Annotated in this window: 23 protein-coding genes; 13 read left to right on the plus strand and 10 right to left on the minus strand. The window is 36.1% G+C overall.

Translation table 11 applies throughout. The features are described 5' to 3' along the window. Window positions 1-81: 81 nt before the first annotated feature. Entirely contained in the window at window positions 82-849 is a 768-nt protein-coding gene (locus ORI89_RS15245) for an endonuclease/exonuclease/phosphatase family protein (protein ID WP_268231369.1), read from the plus strand. A gap of 2 nt (window positions 850-851) precedes the next feature. Here the strand turns inward: ORI89_RS15245 and ORI89_RS15250 are convergent, their stop codons facing one another. The 3 genes from ORI89_RS15250 to ORI89_RS15260 form a co-directional block, all read right to left on the minus strand. Next, on the minus strand, window positions 852-1,178 hold the full coding sequence (locus ORI89_RS15250; RefSeq protein ID WP_268231370.1) for a nucleotide pyrophosphohydrolase: 327 nt from the start codon (window positions 1,176-1,178) through the stop codon (window positions 852-854). Window positions 1,179-1,189: 11 nt separating this feature from the next. Then, a complete protein-coding gene (gene dtd, locus ORI89_RS15255; protein ID WP_268231371.1) occupies window positions 1,190-1,648 on the minus strand; it encodes a D-aminoacyl-tRNA deacylase in 459 nt (152 codons plus the stop codon). A 110-nt stretch (window positions 1,649-1,758) separates the two neighbouring features. Beyond that, on the minus strand, window positions 1,759-4,221 hold the full coding sequence (locus ORI89_RS15260) for a TonB-dependent receptor (RefSeq protein WP_268231372.1): 2,463 nt from the start codon (window positions 4,219-4,221) through the stop codon (window positions 1,759-1,761). Between the two features lie 391 nt (window positions 4,222-4,612). On the opposite strand from ORI89_RS15260, the gene ORI89_RS15265 reads away from it, so the two are divergent. Genes ORI89_RS15265 through ORI89_RS15275 form a run of 3 tightly spaced genes read left to right on the plus strand, consistent with a single transcriptional unit; the run spans window position 4,613 to window position 7,616 of the window. Beyond that, window positions 4,613-5,782 carry an amidohydrolase family protein gene (locus ORI89_RS15265; protein WP_268231373.1) on the plus strand — a complete coding sequence of 390 codons (1,170 nt, stop codon included), beginning with the start codon at window positions 4,613-4,615 and terminating at the stop codon, window positions 5,780-5,782. 34 nt (window positions 5,783-5,816) lie between these two features. Continuing rightward, window positions 5,817-6,095, plus strand: coding sequence for an acylphosphatase (locus ORI89_RS15270; RefSeq protein WP_268231374.1), 279 nt, complete (start codon window positions 5,817-5,819; stop codon window positions 6,093-6,095). A gap of 6 nt (window positions 6,096-6,101) precedes the next feature. Next, window positions 6,102-7,616, plus strand: coding sequence for an MATE family efflux transporter (locus tag ORI89_RS15275; protein WP_268231375.1), 1,515 nt, complete (start codon window positions 6,102-6,104; stop codon window positions 7,614-7,616). Window positions 7,617-7,619: 3 nt separating this feature from the next. Here the strand turns inward: ORI89_RS15275 and dusB are convergent, their stop codons facing one another. Beyond that, a complete protein-coding gene (gene dusB, locus ORI89_RS15280) occupies window positions 7,620-8,621 on the minus strand; it encodes a tRNA dihydrouridine synthase DusB (protein WP_268231376.1) in 1,002 nt (333 codons plus the stop codon). A gap of 52 nt (window positions 8,622-8,673) precedes the next feature. Further along, window positions 8,674-9,237, minus strand: a complete 564-nt coding sequence (locus ORI89_RS15285; protein WP_268231377.1) for a DNA-3-methyladenine glycosylase I — start codon at window positions 9,235-9,237, stop codon at window positions 8,674-8,676. A 100-nt stretch (window positions 9,238-9,337) separates the two neighbouring features. On the opposite strand from ORI89_RS15285, the gene ORI89_RS15290 reads away from it, so the two are divergent. The 7 genes from ORI89_RS15290 (at window position 9,338) to ORI89_RS15320 (ending at window position 17,145) form a co-directional block, all read left to right on the plus strand. Continuing rightward, window positions 9,338-10,237, plus strand: a complete 900-nt coding sequence (locus ORI89_RS15290) for a DUF4271 domain-containing protein (protein WP_268231378.1) — start codon at window positions 9,338-9,340, stop codon at window positions 10,235-10,237. Window positions 10,238-10,247: 10 nt separating this feature from the next. Continuing rightward, a complete protein-coding gene (locus ORI89_RS15295) occupies window positions 10,248-11,015 on the plus strand; it encodes a uroporphyrinogen-III synthase (protein WP_268231379.1) in 768 nt (255 codons plus the stop codon). A 455-nt stretch (window positions 11,016-11,470) separates the two neighbouring features. After that, window positions 11,471-12,760 (plus strand): type IX secretion system lipoprotein PorK/GldK, encoded by a 1,290-nt coding sequence (gene porK / locus ORI89_RS15300; protein WP_268231380.1) that lies wholly within the window; start codon window positions 11,471-11,473, stop codon window positions 12,758-12,760. A gap of 30 nt (window positions 12,761-12,790) precedes the next feature. Next, a complete protein-coding gene (gene porL / locus ORI89_RS15305) occupies window positions 12,791-13,432 on the plus strand; it encodes a type IX secretion system motor protein PorL/GldL (RefSeq protein WP_268231381.1) in 642 nt (213 codons plus the stop codon). A 51-nt stretch (window positions 13,433-13,483) separates the two neighbouring features. Further along, window positions 13,484-15,007, plus strand: a complete 1,524-nt coding sequence (gene porM / locus ORI89_RS15310; protein WP_268231382.1) for a type IX secretion system motor protein PorM/GldM — start codon at window positions 13,484-13,486, stop codon at window positions 15,005-15,007. A gap of 75 nt (window positions 15,008-15,082) precedes the next feature. Next, entirely contained in the window at window positions 15,083-16,126 is a 1,044-nt protein-coding gene (porN, locus tag ORI89_RS15315; protein ID WP_268231383.1) for a type IX secretion system ring protein PorN/GldN, read from the plus strand. Between the two features lie 149 nt (window positions 16,127-16,275). Next, window positions 16,276-17,145: a cupin-like domain-containing protein gene (locus ORI89_RS15320; RefSeq protein WP_268231384.1), complete on the plus strand. Its 870-nt coding sequence runs from the start codon at window positions 16,276-16,278 to the stop codon at window positions 17,143-17,145. Between the two features lie 26 nt (window positions 17,146-17,171). On the opposite strand, the gene trpC is transcribed toward ORI89_RS15320, so the two are convergent. The 5 genes from trpC to trmD form a co-directional block, all read right to left on the minus strand. Continuing rightward, window positions 17,172-17,957 (minus strand): indole-3-glycerol phosphate synthase TrpC, encoded by a 786-nt coding sequence (gene trpC, locus ORI89_RS15325; RefSeq protein WP_268231385.1) that lies wholly within the window; start codon window positions 17,955-17,957, stop codon window positions 17,172-17,174. A gap of 44 nt (window positions 17,958-18,001) precedes the next feature. Then, the gene (locus ORI89_RS15330) at window positions 18,002-18,577 is read right to left on the minus strand and encodes an anthranilate synthase component II (RefSeq protein ID WP_268231386.1); all 576 of its coding nucleotides are present in this window, start codon (window positions 18,575-18,577) and stop codon (window positions 18,002-18,004) included. Continuing rightward, window positions 18,567-18,767: a hypothetical protein gene (locus ORI89_RS15335; protein ID WP_268231387.1), complete on the minus strand. Its 201-nt coding sequence runs from the start codon at window positions 18,765-18,767 to the stop codon at window positions 18,567-18,569. The genes ORI89_RS15330 and ORI89_RS15335 overlap by 11 nt, the downstream gene beginning before the upstream one ends. Further along, entirely contained in the window at window positions 18,764-20,167 is a 1,404-nt protein-coding gene (locus ORI89_RS15340) for an anthranilate synthase component I family protein (RefSeq protein WP_268231388.1), read from the minus strand. The genes ORI89_RS15335 and ORI89_RS15340 overlap by 4 nt, the downstream gene beginning before the upstream one ends. A 240-nt stretch (window positions 20,168-20,407) precedes the next feature. Continuing rightward, window positions 20,408-21,085: a tRNA (guanosine(37)-N1)-methyltransferase TrmD gene (gene trmD / locus ORI89_RS15345; protein ID WP_268231389.1), complete on the minus strand. Its 678-nt coding sequence runs from the start codon at window positions 21,083-21,085 to the stop codon at window positions 20,408-20,410. 599 nt (window positions 21,086-21,684) lie between these two features. Between trmD and ORI89_RS15350 the strand changes: the two genes are divergently transcribed. Further along, the gene (locus tag ORI89_RS15350; RefSeq protein WP_268231390.1) at window positions 21,685-24,702 is read left to right on the plus strand and encodes a SusC/RagA family TonB-linked outer membrane protein; all 3,018 of its coding nucleotides are present in this window, start codon (window positions 21,685-21,687) and stop codon (window positions 24,700-24,702) included. A 12-nt stretch (window positions 24,703-24,714) separates the two neighbouring features. Further along, on the plus strand, window positions 24,715-26,079 hold the full coding sequence (locus ORI89_RS15355) for a RagB/SusD family nutrient uptake outer membrane protein (protein WP_268231391.1): 1,365 nt from the start codon (window positions 24,715-24,717) through the stop codon (window positions 26,077-26,079). Window positions 26,080-26,572: the final 493 nt, after the last annotated feature.

Raw genomic sequence — 26,572 nt, forward strand, 5'->3', positions numbered from 1 at the left:
AATAATCTGAATAAATTGTAGAAAGGTTCTTATCCGATTTTAAAAGGAAATATGTTTTTGATTTATAAGTCAATGTTCATTATGTATAAATACAAAATTGTTATAATTACTATTTTATTTTTGGGTGTATCTACACTTTATGCACAGCGTGTCAAAATTCTTACTTACAATATACATCATGCTAACCCACCGTCTGAGCCAAATAAGATAGATCTGGAAAGTATCGCAAAGGTTATTAAAGCTTCTGATGCAGATATAGTAGGTGTTCAAGAAGTGGATGTTAACGTTTCACGCTCGCTAAATCAAGATCAAGCGAAAAAAATGGCAGAACTTACCGGAATGCATTATTTTTTCTCGAAAGGAATAGATTTGGAAGAAGGAGAATATGGTGTCGTTATTTTAACTAAGCACAAGGTTGTTGCCCAGCGGCGCTATGATTTGCCTATGCCAAGAGAAAGTGAAAACAGATCTTTGGCTATTATTGATGTCGAGATGCCTGGTGGTGAAATTATTTCGCTGGCAAACACACATTTAGATTTATATGAAGAAAATAGACTGGCTCAGGTGGCATATATTAACGAATTGGCAGAATGGTATTCTAGACCTTTAATTTTAGTCGGAGATTTGAATGCCAAGCCAGATAGTGCCCCTATACGGTTGCTTGAAGAAAAATTTACACGTAACACGGAGTTGAATCAACCTACTTTTCCCAATATTGATGCGTCTACCGAAATAGATTATATTATGTTGAATCGTAAAACGAATTTTAAGTGGCTTTCTTATACTACACTAGATGAAACTTATGCTTCGGACCACTTACCTCTTTTTGCTGAGATAGAGATAGATTAGTTTTATTTTAGCTTTTCATTATTCTTGTGTCGGTCTGCGTCACGGATAGATTTTTTTATTAGATTTTTTTCCAAAGCATCTGTTAGGTTTATATTTGTTTGATTAGCGAGACAGATTAATACAAAAAGCACATCAGCCATTTCATCTGCAAGGTCTATATCTTTATCTGATTTTTTGAACGATTGCTCACCATATTGTCTAGCCATAATTCGGGCTATTTCACCGACTTCTTCCATAAGTATAGCTGTATTGGTTAGTTCATTGAAATAGCGGATTCCTGTACTATTAATCCATTTATCTACTAATTTTTGAGCTTCTTCAATAGTCATCTTAATTTATTTTAAAAGTTGTTTTTATCTTGTGTGTTCATTATGATAGTTACAGGGCCGTCATTGCAGAGCTCGATCTGCATATCTGCACCGAATATACCTAAGGCCACTTTTTTATTCATTAGTTCATTTAAATAGATAGCCATTTGATCATACATAGGCTTTGCTATTTCGGGTTTTGCAGCGCGTATAAAAGATGGACGGTTTCCTTTTTTTGTTTGTGCAAATAAAGTGAATTGGGATATTAGCAAAATATTTCCATTAACTTCACATAAAGATCTGTTCATTAATCCCTGACTGTCATTAAATATTCGTAAGTTGACAATTTTCTCAGCTAGCCATTTCATGTCACTTATAGTGTCTTGTTCTTCTACTCCTAATAATACGAGTAGACCGTGCTCTATAGTGCCTGTTATTTCTTCATTGACCGTGCAACTGGCACGGGATACTCGTTGTATTACCGCTCGCATTAGTTAAATGTAAAATTATATCCGCAAAAATCAAAACCAAGTTGATTAAATCAATGAAGGCGGTTCGCTTTTTAACCGCCTTCATTGATCTAGATTTTTCTAAGTAAGAGTTAGAATCTTACATTCATGCCAAGCATATAGTTTGTTGTGGCCTGTGGTGTATAAAAATTATAATAGGAACGATTTCCATCTGTATCCATAGAACCCCAGGTATAGCCTGAAGCTGCATATTTTTCATTTAAAATATTATTTACATGTAAAAACAAATCTATTTTCTTTAAGCCCAGCGCAGAAAAACTGTATCTTGATGTGAAATTGGTGGTTGTAAATGGGGCAATACTTCGTTCTTTACTGTTTGTGTTGTCAAGAAACATGCGAGAAACATATTTTGTTTGTAGGCCCAATTCCAAACCTTCTGTAGGCTTAAATTGCAGTTCGCTAGATAGTATGTTTGATGCGGAAAGGGCAATGGTTGTTTTGTGATATGTAATCTCTTTTAGTTCGGTGTTATTTCCCTGATTGTCGTAAACCGCGACATATTCCTTAAAATTCTTGATTTTATTATCACTTAGTGCAGCTGTCGCCCGCCAAGTAAAGTAGCGATTAATATTCCATCCAGCATCTACTTCGATTCCCATTCGGTAACTTCTGTCAACATTTTGACGTATTGGACTACCTACATCATTTATAGCTCCTGTAGGAATCAGTTGATCTTCATAAAACATGCCGTATAGATTTGCTCCAATATTTATTTCTGAAGAGGTGTACCTATAGCCCGCTTCGATATTGCTCATTTTCTCTGGTTTAGGGAATTCATTTAATGGGTTTTCTACATAGTCTTTTCGTATTGGTTCTTTGTTAGCAAAAGCATAGGAAGTGTATACATGGCTATTTGTGTTTATTAAATAGGTTATTCCTGCTTTTGGATTAAGAAAATTTAAATCATCATGTATATCTAAATTTTTTACTTTATCATCTTCACCTTTAGTTTTGTAATGCAGATTCCGGTATTGTATATCCAGATTCAACAACCATTTGTCTAGCGTGTAGTCTGCTTTTGCATATATACTCATGTCATATTTCTTTGCATCATTGAAGTAATATTTTTCTCCCAACATGCTTGGAGAGGAGTGTTTTGACCAAATAACTTCTCCATAATGCTCTCCACGATATTGGTTGTATGCGCCTCCAAATGTTAACTTTAAATTGCTGTTCGGTTGGTAATTAAGAGCGTATGTAGTGCCATAAAAATGATTATCAAGCCAGCGTCTTCGTACTAAATCTGATTTTTTGACCGAATCAGCTCCATCTAAAACAGGAGGAATTTTATAGTGAGCTAGTTTGTCATTTTCTCTAAACTCTTCGTAGTAACCTTTGCCTCGGGTATAATGTAATGCAGCACTAAAGTTTAAATTTTCGGAGATGTAATTGCTGTAATGTAAGCGGGCATGTGTTTGTGTATAATTGTCTGTTTGGTTATCGTAGGTATAATAGTTGTACTTACGGTCGGCGTTCATAAAACGATCGTATGTCTCTGTGTTTTTTTTAAATCCTAAAGCATTAGTTGCGTAGTCGTGCATCCGTCCGCTATTTGATAAAAGTAGAGGTTCTGGTGTGCCATACCAAGCCTGGTAGGTTTTTTCTTTTCCAGAAAATAAGGTGGCTTTCAATGTTTGCTTTTTGCCATAATAGCCCCCATCTACATAAAAGGACTTTAAATCAGAACTAGCCCTTTCAATATATCCGTCAGATGCTATACGGGAGAGTCGTGCATTGAATGCGAACTTATTATTAATAAGTCCAGAACCTACTTTAAGAGTGTTTTTCCAAGAATTGAATGAACCGAAGGAGTTGTTAAGTTCTGCATAGGGAATTTCCTCCACTGCATTTGTTTGCATGTTAAGAGAAGCACCAAATGCGCCCGCTCCGTTTGTTGAAGTCCCAATTCCCCGCTGGACTTGTATATTTTGTACGCTAGAAGCAAAATCCGGAACATTGACAAAGAAAGAGCCCATACTTTCAGCATCATTAAGAGGTATTCCGTCGAGCGTCACATTAATCCGCTCGTTGCTTGAGCCTCTAATTGTGATATTTGTGTATCCTATGCCATTCCCTGCATCAGAACTAACAATTACAGAAGGGGTTTGGTTTAGTAAAAAAGGTATGTCATGTCCGATATTTTTACGTTCAATTTCTCTTTTATCAATGTTTTTAAAAGTTGTAGAAGCATTGTTTTTTGCCCGGGTTGCGGTAACTAGCACTTCCTCTGTACGTATATGATTCTTTTGAAGTTGTAGGTGAAAAGTAGGGTTATTAGTTATTTGAATAAGACTATCTATTTGCCTGTAACCTATGTGAGAAATTTTAATTTTTTGTGTTCCTGTAGAGATTGAATTAAAGATTACTTTGCCTTCGTGATTGGTTTGTTTCGCCGTTTCACCAAGTATCACCGATACGTTACTTAAAGGGTTTTTATTATCACCTGTTATGTTAATGGAAACGGAGTTTTGTCCGAATGTGCTCATACAGAATAAAAGCATTACCGTGGTGATGCTCATGGAAAAATTTGTCATTTTATTTTGATAAAAAGTTAAATAACTAATGCAAAGGGGTCGCAATAGCCATATAATTTAACTAACCTCTACCTACGCCAGCATTATCTGGATCAGGTGCGTTCTGTGAACTACAGAACCGGGTGTAATCTCAGCCTTAATTTGTGTTTAATAAAACAAGGCACCCCTTACGATAGGGGCAAATGTAGCTATAATATACCTGTTAACAAAGTTGTTTTTCAATTAACAAAGTGGTTAAAAAAACTTTTTATTAATAAATATTATAATTCTTTCAGTAAAATTTATATATTTGCAATAGCGTGGTCTATGCGCTATTTTGCCGACGATATTATGATCCCTTTTTCATAATTTAGTTTTTGTGTTTATTAGTTTTTAATATTAAAGTTGGGGTATGAGATTTATTTCAGCAAGTATTGTTGTTCCGGTCAAGGGAGGCTTCATTAAAAATGGAGTAGTCGCTATTGACAAAGATGGAACTATTAATGGTGTTTATGAACAAGATGATCCTGTTGTTAAGGATGTCAATAAAGAACATCATGAGGGAGTTTTGGTGCCAGGTTTTGTTAATGCGCACTGTCATCTTGAGTTGTCTCATATGTTAGGTAAAACGCCTAAGGGGAAAGGTCTCCCTAAGTTTCTTGCTAGCGTTATGAAGACGCGAGCTGTTGATAAGAAGAAAGTGATTTCTAAAATGGAAGAGGCTGATGCTTTAATGTTTAGAAATGGTATACAGGCTGTTGGAGATCATGTCAACACGGAGGTCTCATCTGTTGTTAAAGAAAAAAGTCCTATATTTTACCATACATTTGTAGAAATCATGGCTATCAATAAGGACGATATTCAAGACCGAATAGATGCAGCTCGTGATGTTGAATTTTATTTTAATGCTAATCACACCTCTATTACACCTCATGCTCCATACTCCTGTTCGAAAGAGCTCTTTAAAGTGCTGCGTAAAGTCGTTAGTGAAGAGAATATTTTAAGTGTGCACAATCAAGAAAGTGAGGAAGAGAATAAACTATTTAGATACAAAGAGGGTGAGTTTTTAGAGTTTTATGCTGATATGGGTATAAATGTAGATGAAATGAAAGCGCAAGCAAGAAACTCTATTCAGTCTTTTTTACCTTATACGCCCAAAACTAACAAGCTGATATTAGTGCATAATACCTACACTTCTGCGAAGGATTTAGACTTTATTAGTAGGCAGGGGCGAGATGTATATCTTTGTGTTTGTCCAAAGGCAAATTTATATATAGAAGAAAGATTGCCGAAAATTTTGAATTTCATCCCTAACCAAAATAGGGTTATTGTAGGAACGGACAGCCTGGCGTCAAATGATACTTTGTCTATTTTAGAAGAGTTAAAAGTATTAGTAGAGTCAAACCCAAGTTTAGAGTTTTTGCAGGTCTTACAATGGGCAACTATTAACGGAGCTGAGGCCTTAGGCTTAGATGAAATATTAGGTTCCATTGAAGTTGGGAAAAAACCAGGTTTGGTATTGTTGGAAGGAATGAATAATCTTCGCTTAAGTGATAAAGTAACTCTTAAGAGAATCGTTTAGATTCTTCAAAAATTCTTGCTTACATTTGTTTCGTATGAAGCATTTAAATATACGAGTATTAGGTGTAGTGCAAGGCGTTTATTATCGAGTGACTACTAAAGCTGTAGCTGATCAATTAGGTGTGAAGGGTATTGTTTCAAATTTGGCTGATGGGTCTGTGTACATTGAAGCTGAAGGCGACGCTTTTTCATTAGAGTCTTTTTTAGAATTTTGTAATGAAGGGCCAGATCGTGCAGAGGTAAAAGAAGTAAGTGTCGAGGAAGGGGATTTTAAGGGGTATAGAAATTTCGAGATTGTTAAAAAAGTAAAATAAATTTCTGTGTCTGCCTTAAGAAAATTGCTGAGTGATACGATGATATATGGATTATCTACTATAGTCGCTCGTGTTCTTAATTTTTTACTAACACCTCTTTTTGTAGCTAAGTTTTCAGCGCAAGTTTACGGGATTTTCACTCATCTTTATGCTTATACAGCTATGCTAAATGCTGTCTTAGCATTTGGTATGGAGACTACTTACTTCCGATATCTACAGCGCGTCGATAAGAAAGATCAGGATCGCGTCTTTGATACTAGTTTTCTAATCACTGTCGTAACCAGCGCGCTTTTTTTACTAACCATGTTTGCTTTTACAGAGCCTATTGCAATCTGGTTAGGGGGGAGCGAAAGTGTAGCAAAGACACAGGATTACCTATTTTATGTGAAAGTTTTTTCCGGAATATTAGTCGCGGATGCTTTAGCTGTAGTGCCATTTGCTAGACTTCGATCGGATGGGCGTCCCATTCGTTATGGTGTTATCAAGCTAGTTAACATCTTGGTTCAGATCTTTTGTATTCTATTTTTACTTTATTTGTTGCCTGCGCTGATCGAAAAGTCTATATTTTGGCAAAATTTCGCCCACTCTTGGTATAATGAAGGTTGGCTAGGTAATGTGTTCATTGCAAATTTTATTGCTAGTATTGCAACTCTTTTTTTCCTTATTCCACAATTACGTAATTTTAGATGGCGAGTTGATAAGAGGCTTCTGTGGAGTATGCTCAATTATAGTTTTCCTATTTTGATTGCTAACATATCATTTATTATTAATGAGCATTTAGATAAAATGATGTTTCTTAAACTTGTGCCTGGAGTTGAGGGAGAAAGAGAGTTAGGAGTTTATGGTGCCGTCGCTAAAATTGCAGTTTTTTTAAACTTATTTGTAACAGCTTTTAGATTAGGTGTCGAGCCTTTTTTCTTTTCGTATGCGAAGAATGAAAATGCAAGAAAAACTTATGCCCTAATTATGGATTACTTTATTATAGCCATGGTTGTGGTTATGATAGGTGTCTCCGCAAATATGGAGTGGCTCAAGCATTTTATAAGAGGTACTGCAGAACAAAAGGAAATATATTGGTCGGGCTTGTTTATTATCCCAGTTTTATTGTTTAATAACATTTTGTTGGGTATATACATGAACCTTTCCGTTTGGTATAAACTATCAGATCAAACAAGATATGCGCTGTATATATCAGGTATAGGCGCTGTGATTACGATTATTCTAAACTTTATCTTTATTCCCGAATATTCTTATCTCGGGGCTGCATTGTCTACAACAGTTGCTTATGCTTGTATGGTGTTTATATCGTTCTTTTGGGGGCAAAAGAACTATCCTATTCCATATCACAGAATGAAAAATATTCTGTATGTGTTTTCAGGGACTGTATTTTCGTTTTTTATATTTTATGTTTTAGATAGTGACTTCTGGTGGAGCAATCTATTGTTTCTGTTTTTTATTGTTATAGTAATATTTCTTGAGAAAAATGTTGCCTTAAAAGTTTTTCGTAAAAGTGATTTTTAGAAATTATAGTATCGCTTCTGTAGCAACAAATTTGTTTTTAATTTCTTCCAGTACCTCGAGAATGTCATCGTGTTTCTGCAAGCTTACTAAAAGTGTTCTGTATTCTTTAAAGTTTGGAATGCCTTTAAAGTAATTAGCGTAATGTCTTCTCATTTCAAAGACGCCTGTCTTGTCTCCCTTCCATTGTATGGATTTATTTAGGTGTGTTTTGCAAACTTCTACGCGTTCAGCGATCGTCGGACCTTCTAGACGTTCTCCTGTTTGGAAAAAGTGTTTGATTTCTCTAAAGATCCAAGGGTAGCCAATAGATGCTCTGCCAATCATAATACCATCAACTTCATATTCTTGACGCCAGGCAGCGGCTTTTTCTACGGAATCTACATCGCCATTCCCGAAAATGGGTATTTGTATTCTTGGGTTGCGTTTTATATCTTTTATCATTGACCAATCTGCCTGCCCTTTATACATTTGAGCTCTTGTGCGCCCATGTATTGAAAGGGCTTTGATACCTATGTCCTGCAGTCGCTCAGCAACCTCGTATACATTTTTAGTATTGTCGTCCCAGCCTAAGCGTGTTTTGACTGTTACGGGCAAGTGTGTGGCATCTACCACGGCTTTGGTCATCGCTACCATTTTATCAATATCTTGCAGTAAACTAGCTCCTGCGCCACGGCAAGCTACGTTTTTTACTGGACAGCCATAGTTTATGTCAATTAAGTCGGGTTGTACTATGGTGCATATTTCTGCAGATTGCCTCATGCTCTCGATGTCGGAACCAAAAATTTGTATACCGATCGGACGTTCATACTCGAAAATATCAAGTTTTTGTCGTGACTTGGCAGCATCACGTATAAGACCTTCTGATGATATGAATTCGGTGTACATCATGTCTACTCCATTTTGTTTGCAGACAAAGCGAAATGGAGGGTCGCTGACATCCTCCATGGGCGCCAGTAGTAATGGAAACTCTCCTAAGTCAATATGTTCACCGATCTTTACAGACATATTATTTTTTTTTACAAAGGTAAGAAAATATTAGTAGGATCGTTTCTTTTTACTATCTGAACGGGCATGAGCTTATGTGGTCGTTCACCATACCTACTGCTTGCATAAATGCATAACAAATAGTCGTCCCGAAAAACTTAAAACCTCGTTTCTTCATATCTTTAGATATTGAATCAGAGATTTTGGTTCTAGTTGGTACTTCGCTTTGGGAATCGAAATTGTTAAGTATTGGTTTGTTGTTGGGCATAAAACTGTATAAATAGTTGAAAAAAGACCCATATTCTTTTCTAACTTCGATAAATAACTTCGCGTTCGTAATAGCAGAGCCTATTTTTCCTCGATGTTTCACGATGTTACTGGAAGAGAGAAGTTCTTCAATTTTTTCTTGTGTATAATTTGCTACTATGTTGAAGTCGAAATTTGCAAATGCAAGTCCATAGCTATCCCTTCGCTTTAATATGGTTATCCAGCTTAATCCTGCTTGGGCTCCCTCGAGGATGAGGAATTCATATAGAATCTGATCATCCTGAACAAATTTCCCCCACTCATTGTCATGGTATTTAATGTATAGCTCATCAGTTCCGCACCAGCTGCACCTTTTTGGAGTTGCTTTCATCTTTTGTTTCTTTAGCGTTACAAATTATTTTAACTTTACGACAAAGTAAGTAAGATATTTTTTAATGGATCTGTTCGGAAAGTTTTTTTTAACTATAATCTTGTTTCTGTTTGTTACTAGAGGTATAGCAAGTGCTTCGCACGAAGAGGTTTCATTAGTGCAAAGTGTTGAACAATCTGTCGGGAGAGATTCTAGTTTTATTGATAATTTTAATTATGCATACCCCCCTAATGATCGGGAGAATAAGTTGCTTAAGGCTTTTGCTGATAGTATTTTAGATAGAAGTGTCGACTATTTCAAGACATTGAAGCAGTATGATGTTGAGCGTGTTAAGTTTATGTCATTGAGTGGGATAGAGAAAACGGTGCGCCCCATTTGGGTTTTAGTTGTTGTTTTTATTCTTTTTTGCGCCTTAGCAATTGTTAAGTTATTATTCCCTCTGGATTTTGATGTGATAGTAAGTGCCTGTTTTAATGAGCGTCTATTGCAACAGGTTAGTAAGGAGGATAATATGATGACCTCTTGGCCCTATGTGACTTTATACTTCATATTCAGTTTAGCTTTGGGTCTGTTCATCACTGTAATAAATGCTTCTTTTTTGAATTATGATATACTGAATTTTGAAAGTTATATGAGAACCTCTTTAATCGTCGCCGTATTGTTTATAGCGAAAATTTTAATGATTAGGTTTTTGTCCTTTGTTTTCGAGTTGAAGAAGATGGCTCGGGAGTATATAGCAGTTTTGTATTTGGTATACTTTAACAGTATGTTGATTTTAATGCCTTTTTTGCTCCTTGTTCTTTTTATTCCGGTTACATACTTTAAGTTAATATTAATTTTATTTTCTGTTGTTGCCTCTATCTTGTTCCTATATAGGCTCTTACGTACATTTGTTGGTCTTTTTGGGAATCTTAGGTTTTCAGTATTTTATTTAATTCTGTATCTTTGCGTTCTTGAAGTAGCGCCGATTTTAATATTGGTTAAAACATTGAGCAAATAAAAAATTCAATATGCAAGTAGATGTAGCAAGAGCCAAGAAGGTAAAAAGCATTTTAGTTACCTTGCCGAGACCTGAAAATGATAAATCACCTTATTTTGCCTTGGCGGAAAAGTATAACCTAAAGCTGGACTTTAGAGGTTTTATTCATGTAGAAGGAGTTTCAGCTAAAGATGTAAGGAAGGAGAAAATAAATTTTGCAGATTATTCTGCTGTTATTTTTACCAGTAAGAATTCTGTTGATCATTTTTTTAGGGTTTGTGAAGAGATGCGGCATGATGTGTCTGCCGAAATGAAGTACTTCTGTATCTCGGAGACCATTGCGCTTTATTTGCAAAAATATATACAATACCGTAAACGTAAGATTTTTTTTGGGAAACAATCTCCAAAGGATCTAGAGGATGTTTTGAAAAAGCATACAAAGGAGAAGTTCTTGTTTCCATGTTCTGATGTTGCTAATGAAAGTACACATCGTTGGCTTCAAGATAATGGGTATGATTTTACACCGGCTGTGCTCTTTAAAACTGTGATCAGTGATATTAAAGATTTAGAGAAGGTTTTTTATGATGTTATTGTCTTTTTTAGCCCTTCTAGTGTTCAATCGTTGTTTGAAAATTTTCCTGATTTCAAACAGAAAGAAACACGAATTGCTGCCTTCGGAGCTTCGACTCAGCAGGAGTTATTAAAGCATGATTTGATTTTGGATATACCAGCTCCTACGCCAGAAGCACCCAGTATGACAATGGCTGTTGAGCATTATATTAAAAACGTTAACAAGTAAAATTTGAAGCAGCTCTGAAGCTGCTTTTTTTAGGACAATAGGTGCAAGGCCGTTGAAAGGAAAAAACCTAATAGATGATTTGTAGTAAAGAGTTTACATATTTTATATTTTAAAGTGTAACTTTTTTCTTGTTTATGTTTTTGCTGCGTAACTTTACGCACTTTGTCGTTGGGTTATAATAGACTGTGATAATGTGCACTTTATTTATATCTTTATACCGTTTATTAAGAGCTAATTGTTAGTTTTTGTAATTGCTGGTTAGTTACCTTATAAAGAGTTTTATGCTGTTTAGTTGATTAAAATGTGGGAGTAGGTTTCTTACATAATAGATGAAATTATATAAGTATTGCATACAGACATGAGGAATTGTGAAACAGCTTGTCTTTTATAGTATAATGTACATGCATAAGATATATGGATATGCCATATGATAGTTAAAAACAGATTATACATATATGAAATATAATCAATACCGATTTTTGGTCTTGCTAAGTTTGTTTTTTGTTTTTCTTACGAGCTGTAAGGGGCCTTCGAATACGGGAGAATTAGTAGGTGTAAGATTAGATAAATTAAAAGCAAATAAGACACCGCATGGTATGGTGCTAATACCAGGCGGCACTTTTATAATGAATCAATCTGATGAAGATATTACCTTTTCACAAACGGCGCAAAGCCGACAAGTGACTATTGCTCCATTTTACATGGATGATACCGAGATATCGAACAGTGAATATCGGCAGTTTGTATTTTGGGTTCGTGATTCGATTTTAATATATAACTTTCTAGGTGATGATAGTTATTTTATTGATGCTGGGAATGGTGAGCGATTTATAGATTGGAAAAAAGTTCGTTCGAATTCGCCATGGAAAACTAAAGATGAGAACTCGAAAGAACGGCTTTCCAGTATGTTCTATCAGGGTGAAGATCGCATTTTTGGTAAAAATGAGTTGGATGTCCGTTTGTTAAAGTACCATTTTGAATGGTATGACCTACGGTCGGCGACAGCAGCAAAGAACGATAAATCAAAATCGAGATCTGATTTTATTATGCGGGATACCATGTTAATTTATCCCGATACTACTGTCTGGTTGAATGATTTTAGTTATGCACAAAATGAGCCCATGGTTGAAGGCTATTTTTCACATCCTTCTTACGATGAATATCCAGTAGTGGGTGTTACTTGGCGTCAAGCGCAAGCTTTTAATACTTGGCGAACACGATTGTTTAATAATGCTGCTGCTAGTAATAAGCAGGCTACACGCTTACCTTATCAACTGCCAACTGAAGCTGAGTGGGAATATGCAGCTCGTGGAGGCAAAGTAGGTACGCAATACCCTTGGGGTGGTCCTTCCGCTCGTAATGCACGTGGCTGTTTGATGGCAAACTTCAAGCCAGGGCGTGGAAATTACATTGATGATGGTGCTGCTTATACCGCTCCTGTTTATTCGTATTGGCCAAATGATTTCGGTCTATATAATATGGCAGGTAATGTGGCTGAATGGACGCAATCTAGTTATAATGAGTCAGCTTATAATTTTGTTCATGACATGAACCCTACGTATAATTATGATGCTAAAAGCTCTGATCCCGAAGCCTTAAAGCGGAAGGTGGTTCGTGGAGGTTCGTGGAAAGATATCGGTGTGTTTTTACAAAACGGTTCCAGACAGTATGAGTATCAAGATACGGCAAAATCTTATATAGGATTTCGTTCTATAACGAAGTACCCTGGTGTTTCAACAAGATAAAACTATAACATAATAATACATGCTAAAATAATGGCAAAGAAAAGAAAATTTAGATTCGGAATTAATACGCTAATTAACTGGGGAGCGACTGTAGTTATTACAGGTTTAATGTTTAAAATACTTCACTTTAAAGGAGGCGAGTGGATGATCGGTATCGGTTTAGCTGTCGAAGCCGTTTTATTTTTTGTGATGGGTTTTATTCAGTCAGAACCTGAACCGGATTGGACGAGAGTGTATCCTGAGTTGGATGAGAATTTTAATGGAGAGTTGCCTGTCAGATCGGCACATGTAGGAACATCTGCTCAGCCGGTATCTATTGGTAACACCGCAGCATTGGATAAACTACTTCAGGATGCTAAAATTGATGAGAATCTGATAGGGAATCTAGGCGATGGTCTTCGTTCTTTTGGAGACAAGGTTGCTTCTATATCTAAAGTTGCTGATACAGCTGCGGCTACTAACCAATTTGCTGAGCGATTAAATGCTGCATCGACAGGGGCGGCACAGTTAGGCAGTGCTTTTGAAAAAGCAGCTACAGATCTTCAAGCTTTTAATGAGTCTTCAACGGATATGCAACAGTTTAAAGAACAGGTGAACACATTTAATAAAAATCTAGCCTCTCTGAATGCTATATATGGTAATATGCTTTCCGCGATGAATACAAACCGTTAATTAAGGACGGTTTTGTTTATTGATGTATTGTATAATTTGAAGTAAAACATTATGGCAGGTAAAAGAGAGACTCCCAGACAGCGGATGATCGGCATATTATATTTAGTACTACTAGGTTTAGTGGCACTAAATGTAAGCGATTCGATTTTAGACGCTTTTAAAAATTTGGGAGAAAGTTTAAATACGTCTACACAGAATACACAAGCAGGTATAGACAATATGTTTATGGCTTTCCGTGAGACTAAAATGAAGGAAAACCCGGAACGGGCTAAGCCTATATTAGAAAAGGCTGAGAAAGCTCAAGCTTTAGTTGGGCAGTTAACAGGAAAAGTTAAGGAACTAGAAACGCTTTTAAGTAGTGAAGGAGGAGGTTTAGATGAGGATACTGGTGATGTGAAATATAGAAGTTCGACAGATATTGCAACACGGTTAATGATTAACGAAGGCCGAGGGAAGGAATTGCGTGATTTAATTGTGTCGACTAAAGAAGAGCTCCTTAAATTGACTAATAATGAAGTTAATATTTCTTTGGACGCTTCTGATCCTAAGCCTAGGGCTGGAGTTAAAAAGAGTTGGGAAGATGTTAATTTCGGCGACGGAATTCCGCTAACGGCTGCAGTTACAGCGTTAGAAAAGATCAATGCTGATGCTAAAAATGCTGAGTCTGCTGTCGTAAAACATATTTTTGGTAAAATGGATCAAGCTGTAGTAAATTTGGATAAGTTTGCTGCAGTAGCTGTTGCGCCGACCTCGTACTTAATACAAGGACAGCCTTATACTGCAAAAGTGTTTTTAACGGCCTATGACTCTAAATCAAGCCCTGAAATATCGGTTGGAGGCAGCAATCTGTCTGTATCTGATGGTCAGGGGACCTATCAGGTGAATACGAGTACTCCAGGGATTTTTTCTTGGCAAGGTACAATTCGAGTTCAGCAAACAGATGGTACTGTTAAAACATATCAAACAGAGCCAATGACTTATCAGGTTGCTAAACCATCTGCTGTGGTCTCACCAGACGCTATGAATGTATTGTATATCGGTGTTGACAATCCTTTGTCTGTATCTGCTCCAGGTATTCCTGCTGAAAATTTAGTTGTTACAGGTACTGGTGTTACTGTAAGCAGATCAGGAAGTGGGTATGTTGCTAAAGTTAGTAATACAGGTGAAGCTACCGTGAACGTGGCTGCTAAGATCGATGGAAAAGAACAAAATATAGGGAGTTCGAAATTTCGGGTAAAACGTATTCCTAAACCTACTGCGCGTGTTGCAGGGAAAGTTGGCGGTCCAATATCTGCAGCTCAATTGCGAGGTCAGAATGTTGTAGCAGCTTCTTTGGATAATTTTGAGTTTGATGCCAAATTCAATATTTCGAAATTTAATATGTATATCGCCAAGCCAAGGGTAGATCCTATTGGTCCTTACCAATCTTCGGGAGCTTCATTTTCTGCTCAAATGAAGACGGGATTAGGGGCAGCTACGCCTGGAAGTGTCGTCATGATATATGATATCGTTGGTGTAGGCCCGGATGGCGTAGCTCAGAATTTAGATCCGATTACGTTTCGAGTGACAAATTAAAAAACTATAATTATTTAAATAGGAATTTAATTGTATGTTTTTGGTTTGAGTACTTTTGAATATAATTTTATAGAGATGAAAAGGATAGTTTTTACAATGTTGACAATAGCCTATTCTTCTATGCTTTTTGCACAGCAGGAGAATTTATCAAATAGTACAAAACCTATTCATGCTGACGAGCCACCTGTAGATGGTTATTTGGCTAAGGAAGATATAGCGAGTAGAAAAGTTGTCCCTTATGCTACTGTACGACAGGCTGATATTGCTTATTCAAAACGAGTATGGCGTGAAATAGATCTTCGGGAGAAAATGAATAAGGCTTTTTTATCTCCTAAGTCTAGGCTAATGGATATCATTATGGAGGCTATAATGAAGGGTGAGCTTACAGCATATGATCCTACACCAACTGAGAATGATCCGAATGGGGATAGTTTTAAAAATATTTTACCAACTGATCAAGTTATGGCTCGGTTTGGAGGTGATAGTATATTAGTTGAAGAGTATAATGAAAACAATGAAGTTATCTCGTCACGCTATGAAGCACGAGCCTTCAGTGGAGAAAATGTTATTAAATTTCGAATTAAAGAGGATTGGATCTTTGATAAGCAACGTTCTGTTTTTGAACCTCGTATTATAGGAATTGCTCCATTAATTACACCACAAATACCAGGTATGGATGCTAATTCTGCAGGTGTATCTGGCACTAGTTCGTCTGGGGAGCAGCTTGATTACGACCCATTTGATCCGTTTGCTGTTAGACCTGAGTCGACAGGGGGTACTGCAAATGTCCAAGAGGATATTCCTGTACTTGATATTCCGAGTGTTAATAATGATTTTGTTAGTCAGATCGATCCTACTCCTGCTTTTTGGATTTATTTCCCGGAAGCTAGACATATTTTTGTCAATCGAGAAGTAGTTAATAGGAATAATGATGCAACTGGCTTGAGTTATGATGATGTTTTTATTAAAAGAATGTTTTCAAGTTACATTGTCAAAGAATCGAATCCGGAAGATTTAAGAATTAAGGATTATGTAGAGGATGGCTTAGCTAGACTTTTTGAGTCAGAGCGCATTAAGAAGTCGTTGATGGACTACGAGCAAGACTTATGGTCTTATTAGACATAATGTGACTAGTGTCATATTTGTTTTAAAATATTTCTAATAGATTGCTTTTGTCTAAAAAATATATAGTTTTATAGGCTTTCAAGCAGGATTATTAGAAATATTTTTTTTTAATTTTGTTTAGGTACTTGTAAAATATAGCATTCGTGAAATTAAAACCCGTAAAAAGCATATCAGGTATATCTCCAGAAGAATTCAATAAAGAATATCTTAAAAATGGACATCCTGTTCTTATAAAAGATTTTATTCGCAGTGATAGTCCTTGTTGGCAGAAATGGAGCTATGATTATTTCAAGGAAATAGCTGGTAATGAAATGGTCGATATTTATGGTAGGGAAGAAGATTCTCAAAACCATGCCGCAAGTCCTCCTGTAGGGCGCATGACTTTTGGAGAGTATTTAGATCTAATTAGTTCAAAGCCTACGGAGCTTCGTCTTTTTCTTTTTAATTTGATCAAATTACGTCCAGAGCTCAAGAACGATGTGCTGTTCAATGATGTTACAGGAGGTAAGGTCCTACAATGGCTGCCTTATATGTTTTTTGGAGGAGAGGGGTCTGCTACACGTAACCACTTTGATATCGATATGTCGCATGTATTTATATCTCAGTTTCAGGGTGCAAAGCGGATTTGGTTATTTCCAAACGACCAATCCGATTTGATGTATAAGTTACCTTATAACTTTCATAGTATAGCGAACTTAAAGTCTAGTAGTATAGATGAATATCCGGGTTTGAAGTATTTAGATGGATATGAAGCTGTTATTAACCCTGGCGAAACATTGTATATGCCTGCTGGTTGGTGGCATTATATACAGTATGAGACTGAAGGTTATTCAATTTCTGTGCGTGCATTAGCAAACTCTGTTAGCGAGAAGGTGAAAGGGGCAAGAAACTTGTTTGTCACCCGACACTTTGATGATACTATGCGTAAGATATTTAATCAAAAATGGTTTGATTATAAAATTAAAACAGCTAAAAAACGGGCTGAGAGAGGTATACAAAAGAGAAGAAAATAATAAAAAGGCGACGGTAGGTCGCCTTTTTATTTAAGGTGGGTCACAAAGTTTGCTATTTCATTTGAAGGGTTTTCTGTCTTCATGAAATTTTCACCAATTAGAAAGCCTTGATATCCTGCTTTTTTTAGTTCGTTTATGGTTTTAGGATCGGAAATTCCACTTTCTGAAACTTTAATATATCTTTCAGGGATTTTTTTTGCAAGATTGTATGAGTGATTTAAATCCACTATAAAATCTTTTAAATTCCGATTGTTAACCCCAATTGCGTCAATGTTGTCGTGCAAATTAGTTGAAAGTTCCGTTTCATTATGTATTTCTAAAAGTACATTTAGCCCTAATGATTTGGCATAAGTAGCAAGTTCTTCTATCTGTTCGCTTGTCAAGCAAGCAGCTATAAGTAGAATAATGTCTGCACCATATGCTTTCGCTTCTGCAATTTGGTATGTGTCTATAATAAACTCTTTCCTCAGAAGAGGGATCTCCAGTACTTCTCTGGCTTCTTTTAAATCACTGAGAGACCCTTTAAAAAATTGTTCGTCAGTTAATACCGATATAGCAGATGCGCCTGCATCTTGATAACCTTTTACTACCGTCTTTACATCTGACTTGTTATTAATAACTCCTTTCGATGGTGAAGCTCTTTTAAATTCGGCAATGATACCTGTTTTGTTTTTATCTTCTATATTCTCTTTGAGGGAAAAACATGTACGGCTAAATAAAGGGTTGCTCATAAGTTGTTCTAAGCTTACTTTTGTCTTTGATTCAGCAACTTCTATTCTTTTTTGAGCTATAATTTTATCAAGTATATTCATTTTCTGTTTATCTATTCTGTGTATACTGGCTGAATGGTCTTTTGTTAACTTAAGAGCCAGTTTTGAATTAATGTTTTTCCGTTAGTTGTTAAAATCGATTCTGGGTGAAATTGTACCCCACGTAGATTATACTCTTTATGTTTCAGTGCCATAATAACCCCTTCACGATCTACTGCCGTGATTTGGAGACACGTTGGAAGACTTTCTTTCTCTACTGCCCAGGAATGATATCGGCCAATTTGAGAGTCGCTTGGAAATGATTGAAAGAGACTTTCTTCTAAATCTGTTACTATAATGTCGCTAGCAACGCCATGCAATGGTTTTGGCATATTATATAGTTTGCCTCCATACACCTCTGCAATAGCCTGTTGACCTAAACATATACCCAATATGTTTTTACTCGGTCCATAACGCTTAATTACTTCTTTTAACAAACCTGCTTCATCGGGCAATCCCGGGCCAGGGGAAAGTAATATGTGCTCGTAATCAATTAGTTCATTTAACTCAAATTTGTCATTCCGTTTTACTATATATTCACGTCCTAGTTCTTGCAGTAAATGAACAAGGTTATAGGTGAAAGAGTCATAATTGTCTATTACGAATATTTTTTTATTTGTCATTTTTATCTTTTTTAAGCACAATATTCAGCGTATTCTTATGGTCAACACCTTCTTTTTTATTTGCTAATATAATCTTCTTTTTAAGATACTCTTCTTTCAATATTATTAAATCTTTAATACGTCTATCGATTGTATCGAGAGATGTATCAATATGCGTTGTGTTTTCGCAATATTCTAGTGGACGTATCATAGTGTTTCTGCGATTTCTAATGCGCGACGTAATGCGGCTATTTTATTATTTACTTCTTGTAGTTCTTTTTCAGGGTCTGAATCGAGCACTATACCAGCCCCAGCTTGATAATGCAATACATTTTGCTTACTCAAAAAAGAGCGTATCATGATAGCATGATTAAAGTCTCCATTAAAATCCATGTAACCTATAGCACCCGAGTAGAATGAACGTTGCAAACCTTCGTATTTGTCAATAAGTTGTAAAGCCTTGTGTTTTGGTGCACCTGACAGTGTTCCTGCCGGGAAAGTGTCTGCGACGACATCAAAAGGATTAACATTTGGTTTTAGTTTACCAACTACTTTAGAAACTAAGTGAATTATATGTGAGTAATACTGCGCTTCTTTATATGATTTTACTTGGACTTCTGTACAATGCTTGCTCAAGTCATTACGTGCGAGATCGACTAACATGACATGCTCTGCCGATTCTTTCGGATCATTTTTCAATTCCTCTGCTAGAACTTGGTCTTTTGTAAGGTCTCCTGTTCTTTTAAAAGTACCGGCAATAGGGTAGATTGTTGCTTCTCCATTTTTAATGGTTAGCTGTGCCTCGGGTGAAGAGCCAAAGAGTTTGAAGTCGCCGTAGTCAAAATAAAAAAGATAAGGTGAGGGATTCACTGATCTTAGTGCTCGATACACATTAAATTCGTCACCCGAAAATTGATTTGCAAATGCTCTAGAGGGTACAATCTGAAACACATCTCCCTTTTTGATATGTTCTTTCATTTTTATAACCAATTGCCTGAAACTCTCATCAGACATGTTTGAGGTTTCTGAGCCTTTTCTTGAAAACGCGTATTCAGGAAAGTTCTTATTCTGTATAAGGTATTGTAATTTATCTAATGTTGATATTTCATCGTCTAAAAGGTTCTCAAAGATGTAGAGCTCATTACGGAAGTGGTCTATTGCAATTACGTAACGGTACACATGATACTGTAAATAAGGTATATCTCTAGCGTTGTCAGCTTCTGTTGTTAGGTGGATGTCTTCATAGTGTTCTATGGTGTCAAAAGTAAAGTAGCCAAAAAGTCCAGATGATGTTACTGTAAACGCTTTATCTGTCTCTCTTGCAAAAGCTTGTCTAAAAGTTGATATCTCTTCGCGTAGATTTATTTCTTTAGCTGATTTAGTGACAGTTTTCTCATTTGGATAACTTATTTGTAAATCTTCTTTGGTCAAAACTATTCCAGCGATTGGTTCACAACATATATAACTAATGTTATTATCCTTACTATGATAATCTGAGCTTTCTAGCAATAAGCTATTAGGGAAGCTATCTCTCAAACGTAGGTAGATACTAACAGGTGTAGTTGTATCCGCTAATAATTTTTTACAAGTTGTCTTTAATTTATATCTCATCTTTTGTGTTTTTATAAACAAAAAAAGCCCGACGATTGATCGTCGGGCCTACTTTCACTTTGGTTTTGGTTGATTATGAATATTTTTAAAACATACCAAATTCACCCCCGACGTTATTTTCATCGAGCCACCACCAGTTTGTATGTAAATTTCTAATTATCATTGTTAAACCACAAATTTATGATTATTTTTCGTTTATCCAATTTTTTTTGATAAAAAATCAATTTTATGTAAAATTAATTAGTCATTCAGTAAATCAGGACGTCTTTCTTGTGTGCGTTTTAATTGTTGTTCATCTCGCCAAGCGTTTATTTTTGCTTCATGGCCGCTTAATAAAATTTTTGGTACTTCATGTCCTCGCCATACGGCTGGTCTTGTATATATTGGGGCATCTAATAAACCATCTTGAAAGGAGTCAGATAAAGCCGATGTTTCATCGGACAAGACTCCAGGGATGATACGGGCAATAGCGTCTACCAATATAGCGGCCGGCAATTCTCCGCCAGATAAAACATAATCGCCTATAGAAATCTCTTTGGTGACGAAAATGTCACGTATCCGTTGGTCAATACCTTTGTAATGACCACAGAGGATAATTATATTTTGAGATACCGACAGATTGTTTGCGATTTGTTGATTTAGAGTTACACCATCCGGGGTCATATATATGACTTCATCGTACTTGCGCTCTGCTTGTAGTTTTTCAATACACGCTGCAAAGGGTTCTATTTGCATAACCATGCCAGATCCTCCTCCATAAGGGTAGTCGTCTACGGACTTATGTTTATTATTTGCATAATCCCTGAGGTTATGAACATGGATTTCAACTAAATTTTTACTTTGCGCGCGTTGCAAAATAGAGTGTGCAAATGGGCTGCATAGCAAATCCGGTAAAACAGTAATTATATCAAATCGCATTTTGCAAACTTACATAAATTCATTTTATCTGCGATGAAGATGTTGATTATAAGTATCGTTTTAATTTTCGGCAATAATTTTCTTTTGACCTTTTAGAGAAAGAGGTTGAGTCGGAGTGTAAAGTATAGTTGTCGTAAGGTAATACAGGTTTGTCGGTGAAAATTTTATCATTTTGTTACAATTAGTTGTTTATTCTAATTGAATATATTTTTTCAAACTTATTAAGAATTATATATTGTTTTTTTATAATTATTCAGATGTATGTTTTTAATTTACAGTATTTTTTAAACATTATACTGGTTGTTGTGCTTTTTGTCTAATGTGAATTTGGAGTTGTTTTTATTGAAATACATTAACATTTTGTTTGTTGTTTTGAAATTGTTGTAACAACAATTGTTATCTGTTATATTTGTTTCGATTTAACAGTTTTTAACATTTTCTTTGTTTTAACTATTTAACAGGTCATTTATTCGTTCGAAAATATTTTTTCGATTAGTATTTGACTCTCTTTTTTTGAAGTGTCATTTTTTTTCTTCAATATAGTTATCACAATAACTTGTTATTCTTTAAGAACAACTTGAAACATTAATATACTAAACATGAAACAAAAATTACTCAGTTTTATGCTGCTGTTTACTCTATTTATAGGTGTGGCAGAAGCGCAGAGTGTTAAAGTGACCGGGAGGGTTACTTCAACCGAGAATGAAAATTTAGCGGGTGTGTCGGTGTCTATTGTAGGGGGGAGTGTAGCTACGCAAACAGGAGCAAATGGCGATTATGCTATAGATGTCACTCCTGGTGCTACATTAGCTTTTACTTATGTAGGTTATGTTGAACAACGAGTGAAGTTCAACGGACAGACTGTGCTTAACGTACAACTTTCTGCTGATTCAGAAGCTTTAGAAGAGGTGGTTGTTGTGGGGTACGGTACGCAGTTGAAAAAAAATCTTACTACGTCTGTATCATCCGTGGGGGCAAAAGATTTAAAAGGTATGCCTGTGGCAAATATGCAACAGGCGTTGCAGGGAAAGGCTGCCGGTGTTCAAATTAGCTCAGGAGGCGGCAGGCCTGGAGCACCTATTGCTATACAAATTCGTGGACGCTCTTCAATGAATGCTGGCAATGATCCTTTATATGTTATTGATGGGGTAATTATGCCGTCAAATAACTCCTCTACTCCCAACTCTGTTGGAGCGGGGGTATCGCCTATGGCTAATCTTAACCCAGAGGATATTCTCTCTGTAGAAATTCTGAAAGACGCTGCTTCTGCATCTATTTACGGGTCTAGAGGTTCGAATGGAGTGGTGATTATTACAACTAAAGGTGGTAGTAAGTTTGGTGATTCTCAGATAGCTGCTTCTGTTTATACAGGATGGCAGTCGTTGACAAAGAAGAAAAATCTTCTTGGTGCATCCGATTATCGTCGTATGTATAATGAAGCGCTTGTTAGTGTTAATCGTCCTGAGTTGTTTACTCAGGATGAAATTGACAATCCAGAACATAACGTTAATTGGTTGGATGAAATTCTGAATGATAATTCCAGAGTAAATTCCGCTCAACTTTCCATTACGTCTGGAGGAAATGAAAAAACTCAATTTTATACTTCTTTTAATTACTTCGACCAGGACGGTGCGTTAGCAAAAGGAGGCTTTAAGCGCTATGCTTTACGGGCGAATATTGTTCACCATATTAACGATTTTATCCGCTTAGGATCAAATACAGCTTTATCAAGGACTGAGCGAAATGAAACACCAGTAGATAATAGTATTTATTCACCATTTCCAAGGGCCATGGTTGCTCGTCCCGATCAACCAGTTTATAATGCAGATGGTACATTTGGTTCGAATGACTATAATAACCCGAAGCGTATGTTTTTGGAAGAAAATTATGTAAATCTTTCCAATGCTTTCAACTCTTCCTATTTAGAGTTTGATATTCTTTCCGGATTAAAATTTAAAACTGCTTTAGGTATTGATTTTACTTACTTAGATCAGCGTCTTTATAATCCATTAAATTCTTTTTCGGGTTCAAGCAGTAATGGTTCCGCAGCCTCTGGTACAGTACAGACTCGTAACCTTCTAGCGACGCAGACTTTATCTTACGACAAGTCATTTTTTGACAGTCGTTTAGACTTGAATGCTATTGCTGTTTACGAATATCAAAAAAATCAACGAGAAAACAACCGTGTTGATGCGGCAAACTTTCCTGATGATCAACTGCCGTATATAACTTCTGCAGCTTCTATTACTGGTGGTACAGCAGGTTTTACGGAATTCGGTATTACCTCCATTTTAGGTCGTGTTAATTTAGGTTGGGAAGGTAAATATTTGCTTTCGGCATCTTTACGTAGAGATGGTTCTTCTAAGTTTCCTAAGTCCGGGCGCTTTGGTTATTTCCCGTCTGTTTCTGCAGGTTGGGTATTGTCAGAAGAAAGCTTTATGAAACCAGTTGATGTAATAAGTTTATTAAAAGTTCGTGCTTCTTATGGTGCTACAGGTAATCAAGAGGGGATTGGTAATTTTGCGTATTTAAGAACATTTGCTGGGGGGTTCAATTATTATGATACTCCTGGTTTCGGCTTGACTGCGTTGGGAAGTCCTAATTTAAAATGGGAATCAACCAATCAAATAGATGTTGGAGTTGATGTTGGCTTGTTTAATAATAAGTTAGAAATAGCGGCTGATTATTATCATAAGAAAACAAAAGATTTATTGTTGAATAGACCTATTCCTTCTACAACTGGTTTTGGTAGTATTTTAGAGAATATCGGTAATATTAAAGGTTCAGGATTTGATTTTCAAATTACTTCTAGAAACATCTCGAGAAATGATTTTGATTGGTCTACTTCTTTAAATGTTTCTACCTATAAAAATGAGGTGACAAAGCTGTTTAATAATCAGCCTATAGATCAAGGGTTTGTAGTGCGTCATGCTGAAGGACAGCCTTTAGGTTCATTTTTCTTAATTAAATCGTTAGGAGTAGATCCTGAGACAGGAGATATGATGTATGAGGATATTAATAACTCAGGAACAATCAATGCTGCTGATAGACAGTTTGTAGGTAATCCTTTGCCTAAGTTCCACGGGGGATTTACGAACAATTTATCCTATAAGAATTTTGATTTACATGTTTTCTTTCAATATAGCTACGGTAATGATCTTTATAATCTAGGTGCAGAAGGAACTGGGGGGCAAGGAAGTTTAGGCGCGATAATGAGTACTGATCCAAAGTCAGTATCTACGCCAACAAATGTTTATCAAGAGTATTACGATGAACGATGGACACCTGAAAATCCTAATGCGAAATACCCACGTGTAACAGGTGGTGCGGCAGGTAGTGCTAATACGCAACGTTCTTCTAGGTATTTGGAAGATGGTTCATATTTACGTCTGAAAACATTAACGTTAGGTTATAACCTTCCAAAATCATTTATTAATAAAGCAAAGTTTAGTAACGTTAGGATTTACGCAAGTGCTTATAATTTATTGACATTTACTAAATATACCGGTTTTGATCCAGAGGTAAGTTCTGAACTAGGTGTTGCAGGGCTTGGGGTCGATCAAGGTGCTATACCTCAGTTTAGAACCTTTATGTTAGGTATTAATTTAGGATTATAAAATTGAACAAAGATGAATAAAAATATAAAAAAAACACTGGGTTTACTACTTGCCGTTGTTAGCTTGTCTGCTTGTGATGGTAAATTAGACCTATCGCCTAAAGATGCGGTATTGCCAGAGCAGGTTGGAGGTCCTGAAGGAGACAAATTGTTAAATGGTATTTACGATGCTTTTCAGAATGGAAATTTAGGATCTAGTTATGCTTATTTGAGTTATGTCACAGAAGATTTATCTGCTGATAACTTGATTTATAGAGCGACTTTCTTTCAGCATGGCGAGATAGATGATAATAATATATTGACAGATAATGTTCTAACATCGCGTTACTTTAACTTTCCTTATGTTGCGATACAACGGGCAAACGATTTGATTGCTATTGTTAATGCTTCTGAGTCGATGGATCAAGCAACTAAAGATAGGTTGTTGGGTAGCTCTTATTTTTTTAGAGCTTATGCTTACTACCGTTTAGTAACGCTCTTTGGGGCAGTTCCTATTGTTAATGATCGTGATATTAAAGAAGTTCCGCGTAACTCAGTAGATGAAGTTTACAATCAGATTATTAGTGATTTAAAGTTGAGTATACAGCACCCCGCTCCATTCACAAAGAGTGATTTTGTATCTGTTGATGCTGCAAAAGCTTTATTAGCACGAGTTTATTTGCTTCGCAGTGAACCTGCACTGGCTAAAGAAATGGCATTAGAGGTTATTGCAAATAAGAAGTTCGCGATCGAAAGTAATTATAGTAAAATGTTTACCACCTCGCTTGAATCAGCAGAGCACATTTTTAAAATAACAAATACAGCGATCGAAGGGACAAATAGTCTTTATTACTTTTTGCAGCATCCAAGTATGCCTGGGAGTGGGAGAGCAGAACTGCCTGTTGATCAGAGCTTAGTAGATGCCTATGAAGATGGTGATGAGCGTAAATCTGCATCTATTCAAGAGGTTTTAGCATCGGAGGCTAATCCAGGATGGTATGTCAAAAAATATCATAGCCCTGATGGTGATGGGGCGCATCCCTTTTATATTTTGCGGCTGTCTGAAATGTATCTTATTGTAGCTGAGTGTGAGCTGAGTACTGCGCCAGCAACTGCTTTGACTTATATTAACGAGGTTAGAACAAATCGTGGTTTGAAAGCTTTAAAAGCAGTTACATTAGATGATATTATCAAAGAGCGCAGAGTAGAGTTTGCATTCGAAAACTTGCGGTGGATGGATATGCGTAGAACTCCATCAAAAGAAAATGCAAGCAAGTCTATGGCTACAATCTTTTTAGAGAAAAAAGGTAGAAGTGTTAATGACGAATTGTACCCGATCCCACAATCGGCAATTAGTACTAACCCACAACTTTTACCCAATAATGAAGGCTACAACTAGCTTTTAGTTATCTATAAAAACAAAGGGTTCTTTTTCACAAAAGAGCCCTTTGTTTTTATAGTCTTAAATTTCTGATGTGCTCTAATGGTTTTTTATAAGGTGTTGTCAATTAATAAATATTTAATACAGCAGGAATAGTTGTTTGTCTAACTTTTTGATATTCTGTTTTTGTCTAAGACCTTCTTACATCAATCTTTTAAATCTTTAATTTATTGCAAAACAATAAGATATAAGTTAGCTATTGAAAATTTGTAACTGCATAATCCAATTAATTTTTTACGGATTTTTAGTGCTATCCTATTACAATGCTCGCATAGTAATAGGAATTTATAAAATTTAATTTTTTGTTAAAAATTCATTTCCTTCCTTTATCTTGTTTTGTTATTTCTGTATCTGAGGTGTTTTGTTTGTTTTTTTATAATAAAAAGACATTTTTATTAGTTATTGAGTAATTGGTTTGTCTGCACAATCTGTGGACCTCTTTTGGAATTTG

This window comes from Sphingobacterium sp. UT-1RO-CII-1 (genome assembly GCF_026711005.1).
In the GTDB taxonomy this organism is placed as follows: Bacteria; Bacteroidota; Bacteroidia; order Sphingobacteriales; family Sphingobacteriaceae; genus Sphingobacterium.

Bases quoted from the DNA above. Each gene is read 5' to 3' on its own strand.
- ORI89_RS15245 (WP_268231369.1), top strand. From the start codon at position 82: ATGTATAAATACAAAATTGTTATAATTACTATTTTATTTTTGGGTGTA.
- ORI89_RS15250 (WP_268231370.1), bottom strand. From the start codon at position 1,178: ATGACTATTGAAGAAGCTCAAAAATTAGTAGATAAATGGATTAATAGT.
- dtd (WP_268231371.1), bottom strand. From the start codon at position 1,648: ATGCGAGCGGTAATACAACGAGTATCCCGTGCCAGTTGCACGGTCAAT.
- ORI89_RS15260 (WP_268231372.1), bottom strand. From the start codon at position 4,221: ATGACAAATTTTTCCATGAGCATCACCACGGTAATGCTTTTATTCTGT.
- ORI89_RS15265 (WP_268231373.1), top strand. From the start codon at position 4,613: ATGAGATTTATTTCAGCAAGTATTGTTGTTCCGGTCAAGGGAGGCTTC.
- ORI89_RS15270 (WP_268231374.1), top strand. From the start codon at position 5,817: ATGAAGCATTTAAATATACGAGTATTAGGTGTAGTGCAAGGCGTTTAT.
- dusB (WP_268231376.1), bottom strand. From the start codon at position 8,621: ATGTCTGTAAAGATCGGTGAACATATTGACTTAGGAGAGTTTCCATTA.
- ORI89_RS15285 (WP_268231377.1), bottom strand. From the start codon at position 9,237: ATGAAAGCAACTCCAAAAAGGTGCAGCTGGTGCGGAACTGATGAGCTA.
- ORI89_RS15295 (WP_268231379.1), top strand. From the start codon at position 10,248: ATGCAAGTAGATGTAGCAAGAGCCAAGAAGGTAAAAAGCATTTTAGTT.
- porK (WP_268231380.1), top strand. From the start codon at position 11,471: ATGAAATATAATCAATACCGATTTTTGGTCTTGCTAAGTTTGTTTTTT.
- porL (WP_268231381.1), top strand. From the start codon at position 12,791: ATGGCAAAGAAAAGAAAATTTAGATTCGGAATTAATACGCTAATTAAC.
- porM (WP_268231382.1), top strand. From the start codon at position 13,484: ATGGCAGGTAAAAGAGAGACTCCCAGACAGCGGATGATCGGCATATTA.
- porN (WP_268231383.1), top strand. From the start codon at position 15,083: ATGAAAAGGATAGTTTTTACAATGTTGACAATAGCCTATTCTTCTATG.
- trpC (WP_268231385.1), bottom strand. From the start codon at position 17,957: ATGAATATACTTGATAAAATTATAGCTCAAAAAAGAATAGAAGTTGCT.
- ORI89_RS15330 (WP_268231386.1), bottom strand. From the start codon at position 18,577: ATGACAAATAAAAAAATATTCGTAATAGACAATTATGACTCTTTCACC.
- ORI89_RS15335 (WP_268231387.1), bottom strand. From the start codon at position 18,767: ATGATACGTCCACTAGAATATTGCGAAAACACAACGCATATTGATACA.
- ORI89_RS15340 (WP_268231388.1), bottom strand. From the start codon at position 20,167: ATGAGATATAAATTAAAGACAACTTGTAAAAAATTATTAGCGGATACA.
- trmD (WP_268231389.1), bottom strand. From the start codon at position 21,085: ATGCGATTTGATATAATTACTGTTTTACCGGATTTGCTATGCAGCCCA.
- ORI89_RS15350 (WP_268231390.1), top strand. From the start codon at position 21,685: ATGAAACAAAAATTACTCAGTTTTATGCTGCTGTTTACTCTATTTATA.
- ORI89_RS15355 (WP_268231391.1), top strand. From the start codon at position 24,715: ATGAATAAAAATATAAAAAAAACACTGGGTTTACTACTTGCCGTTGTT.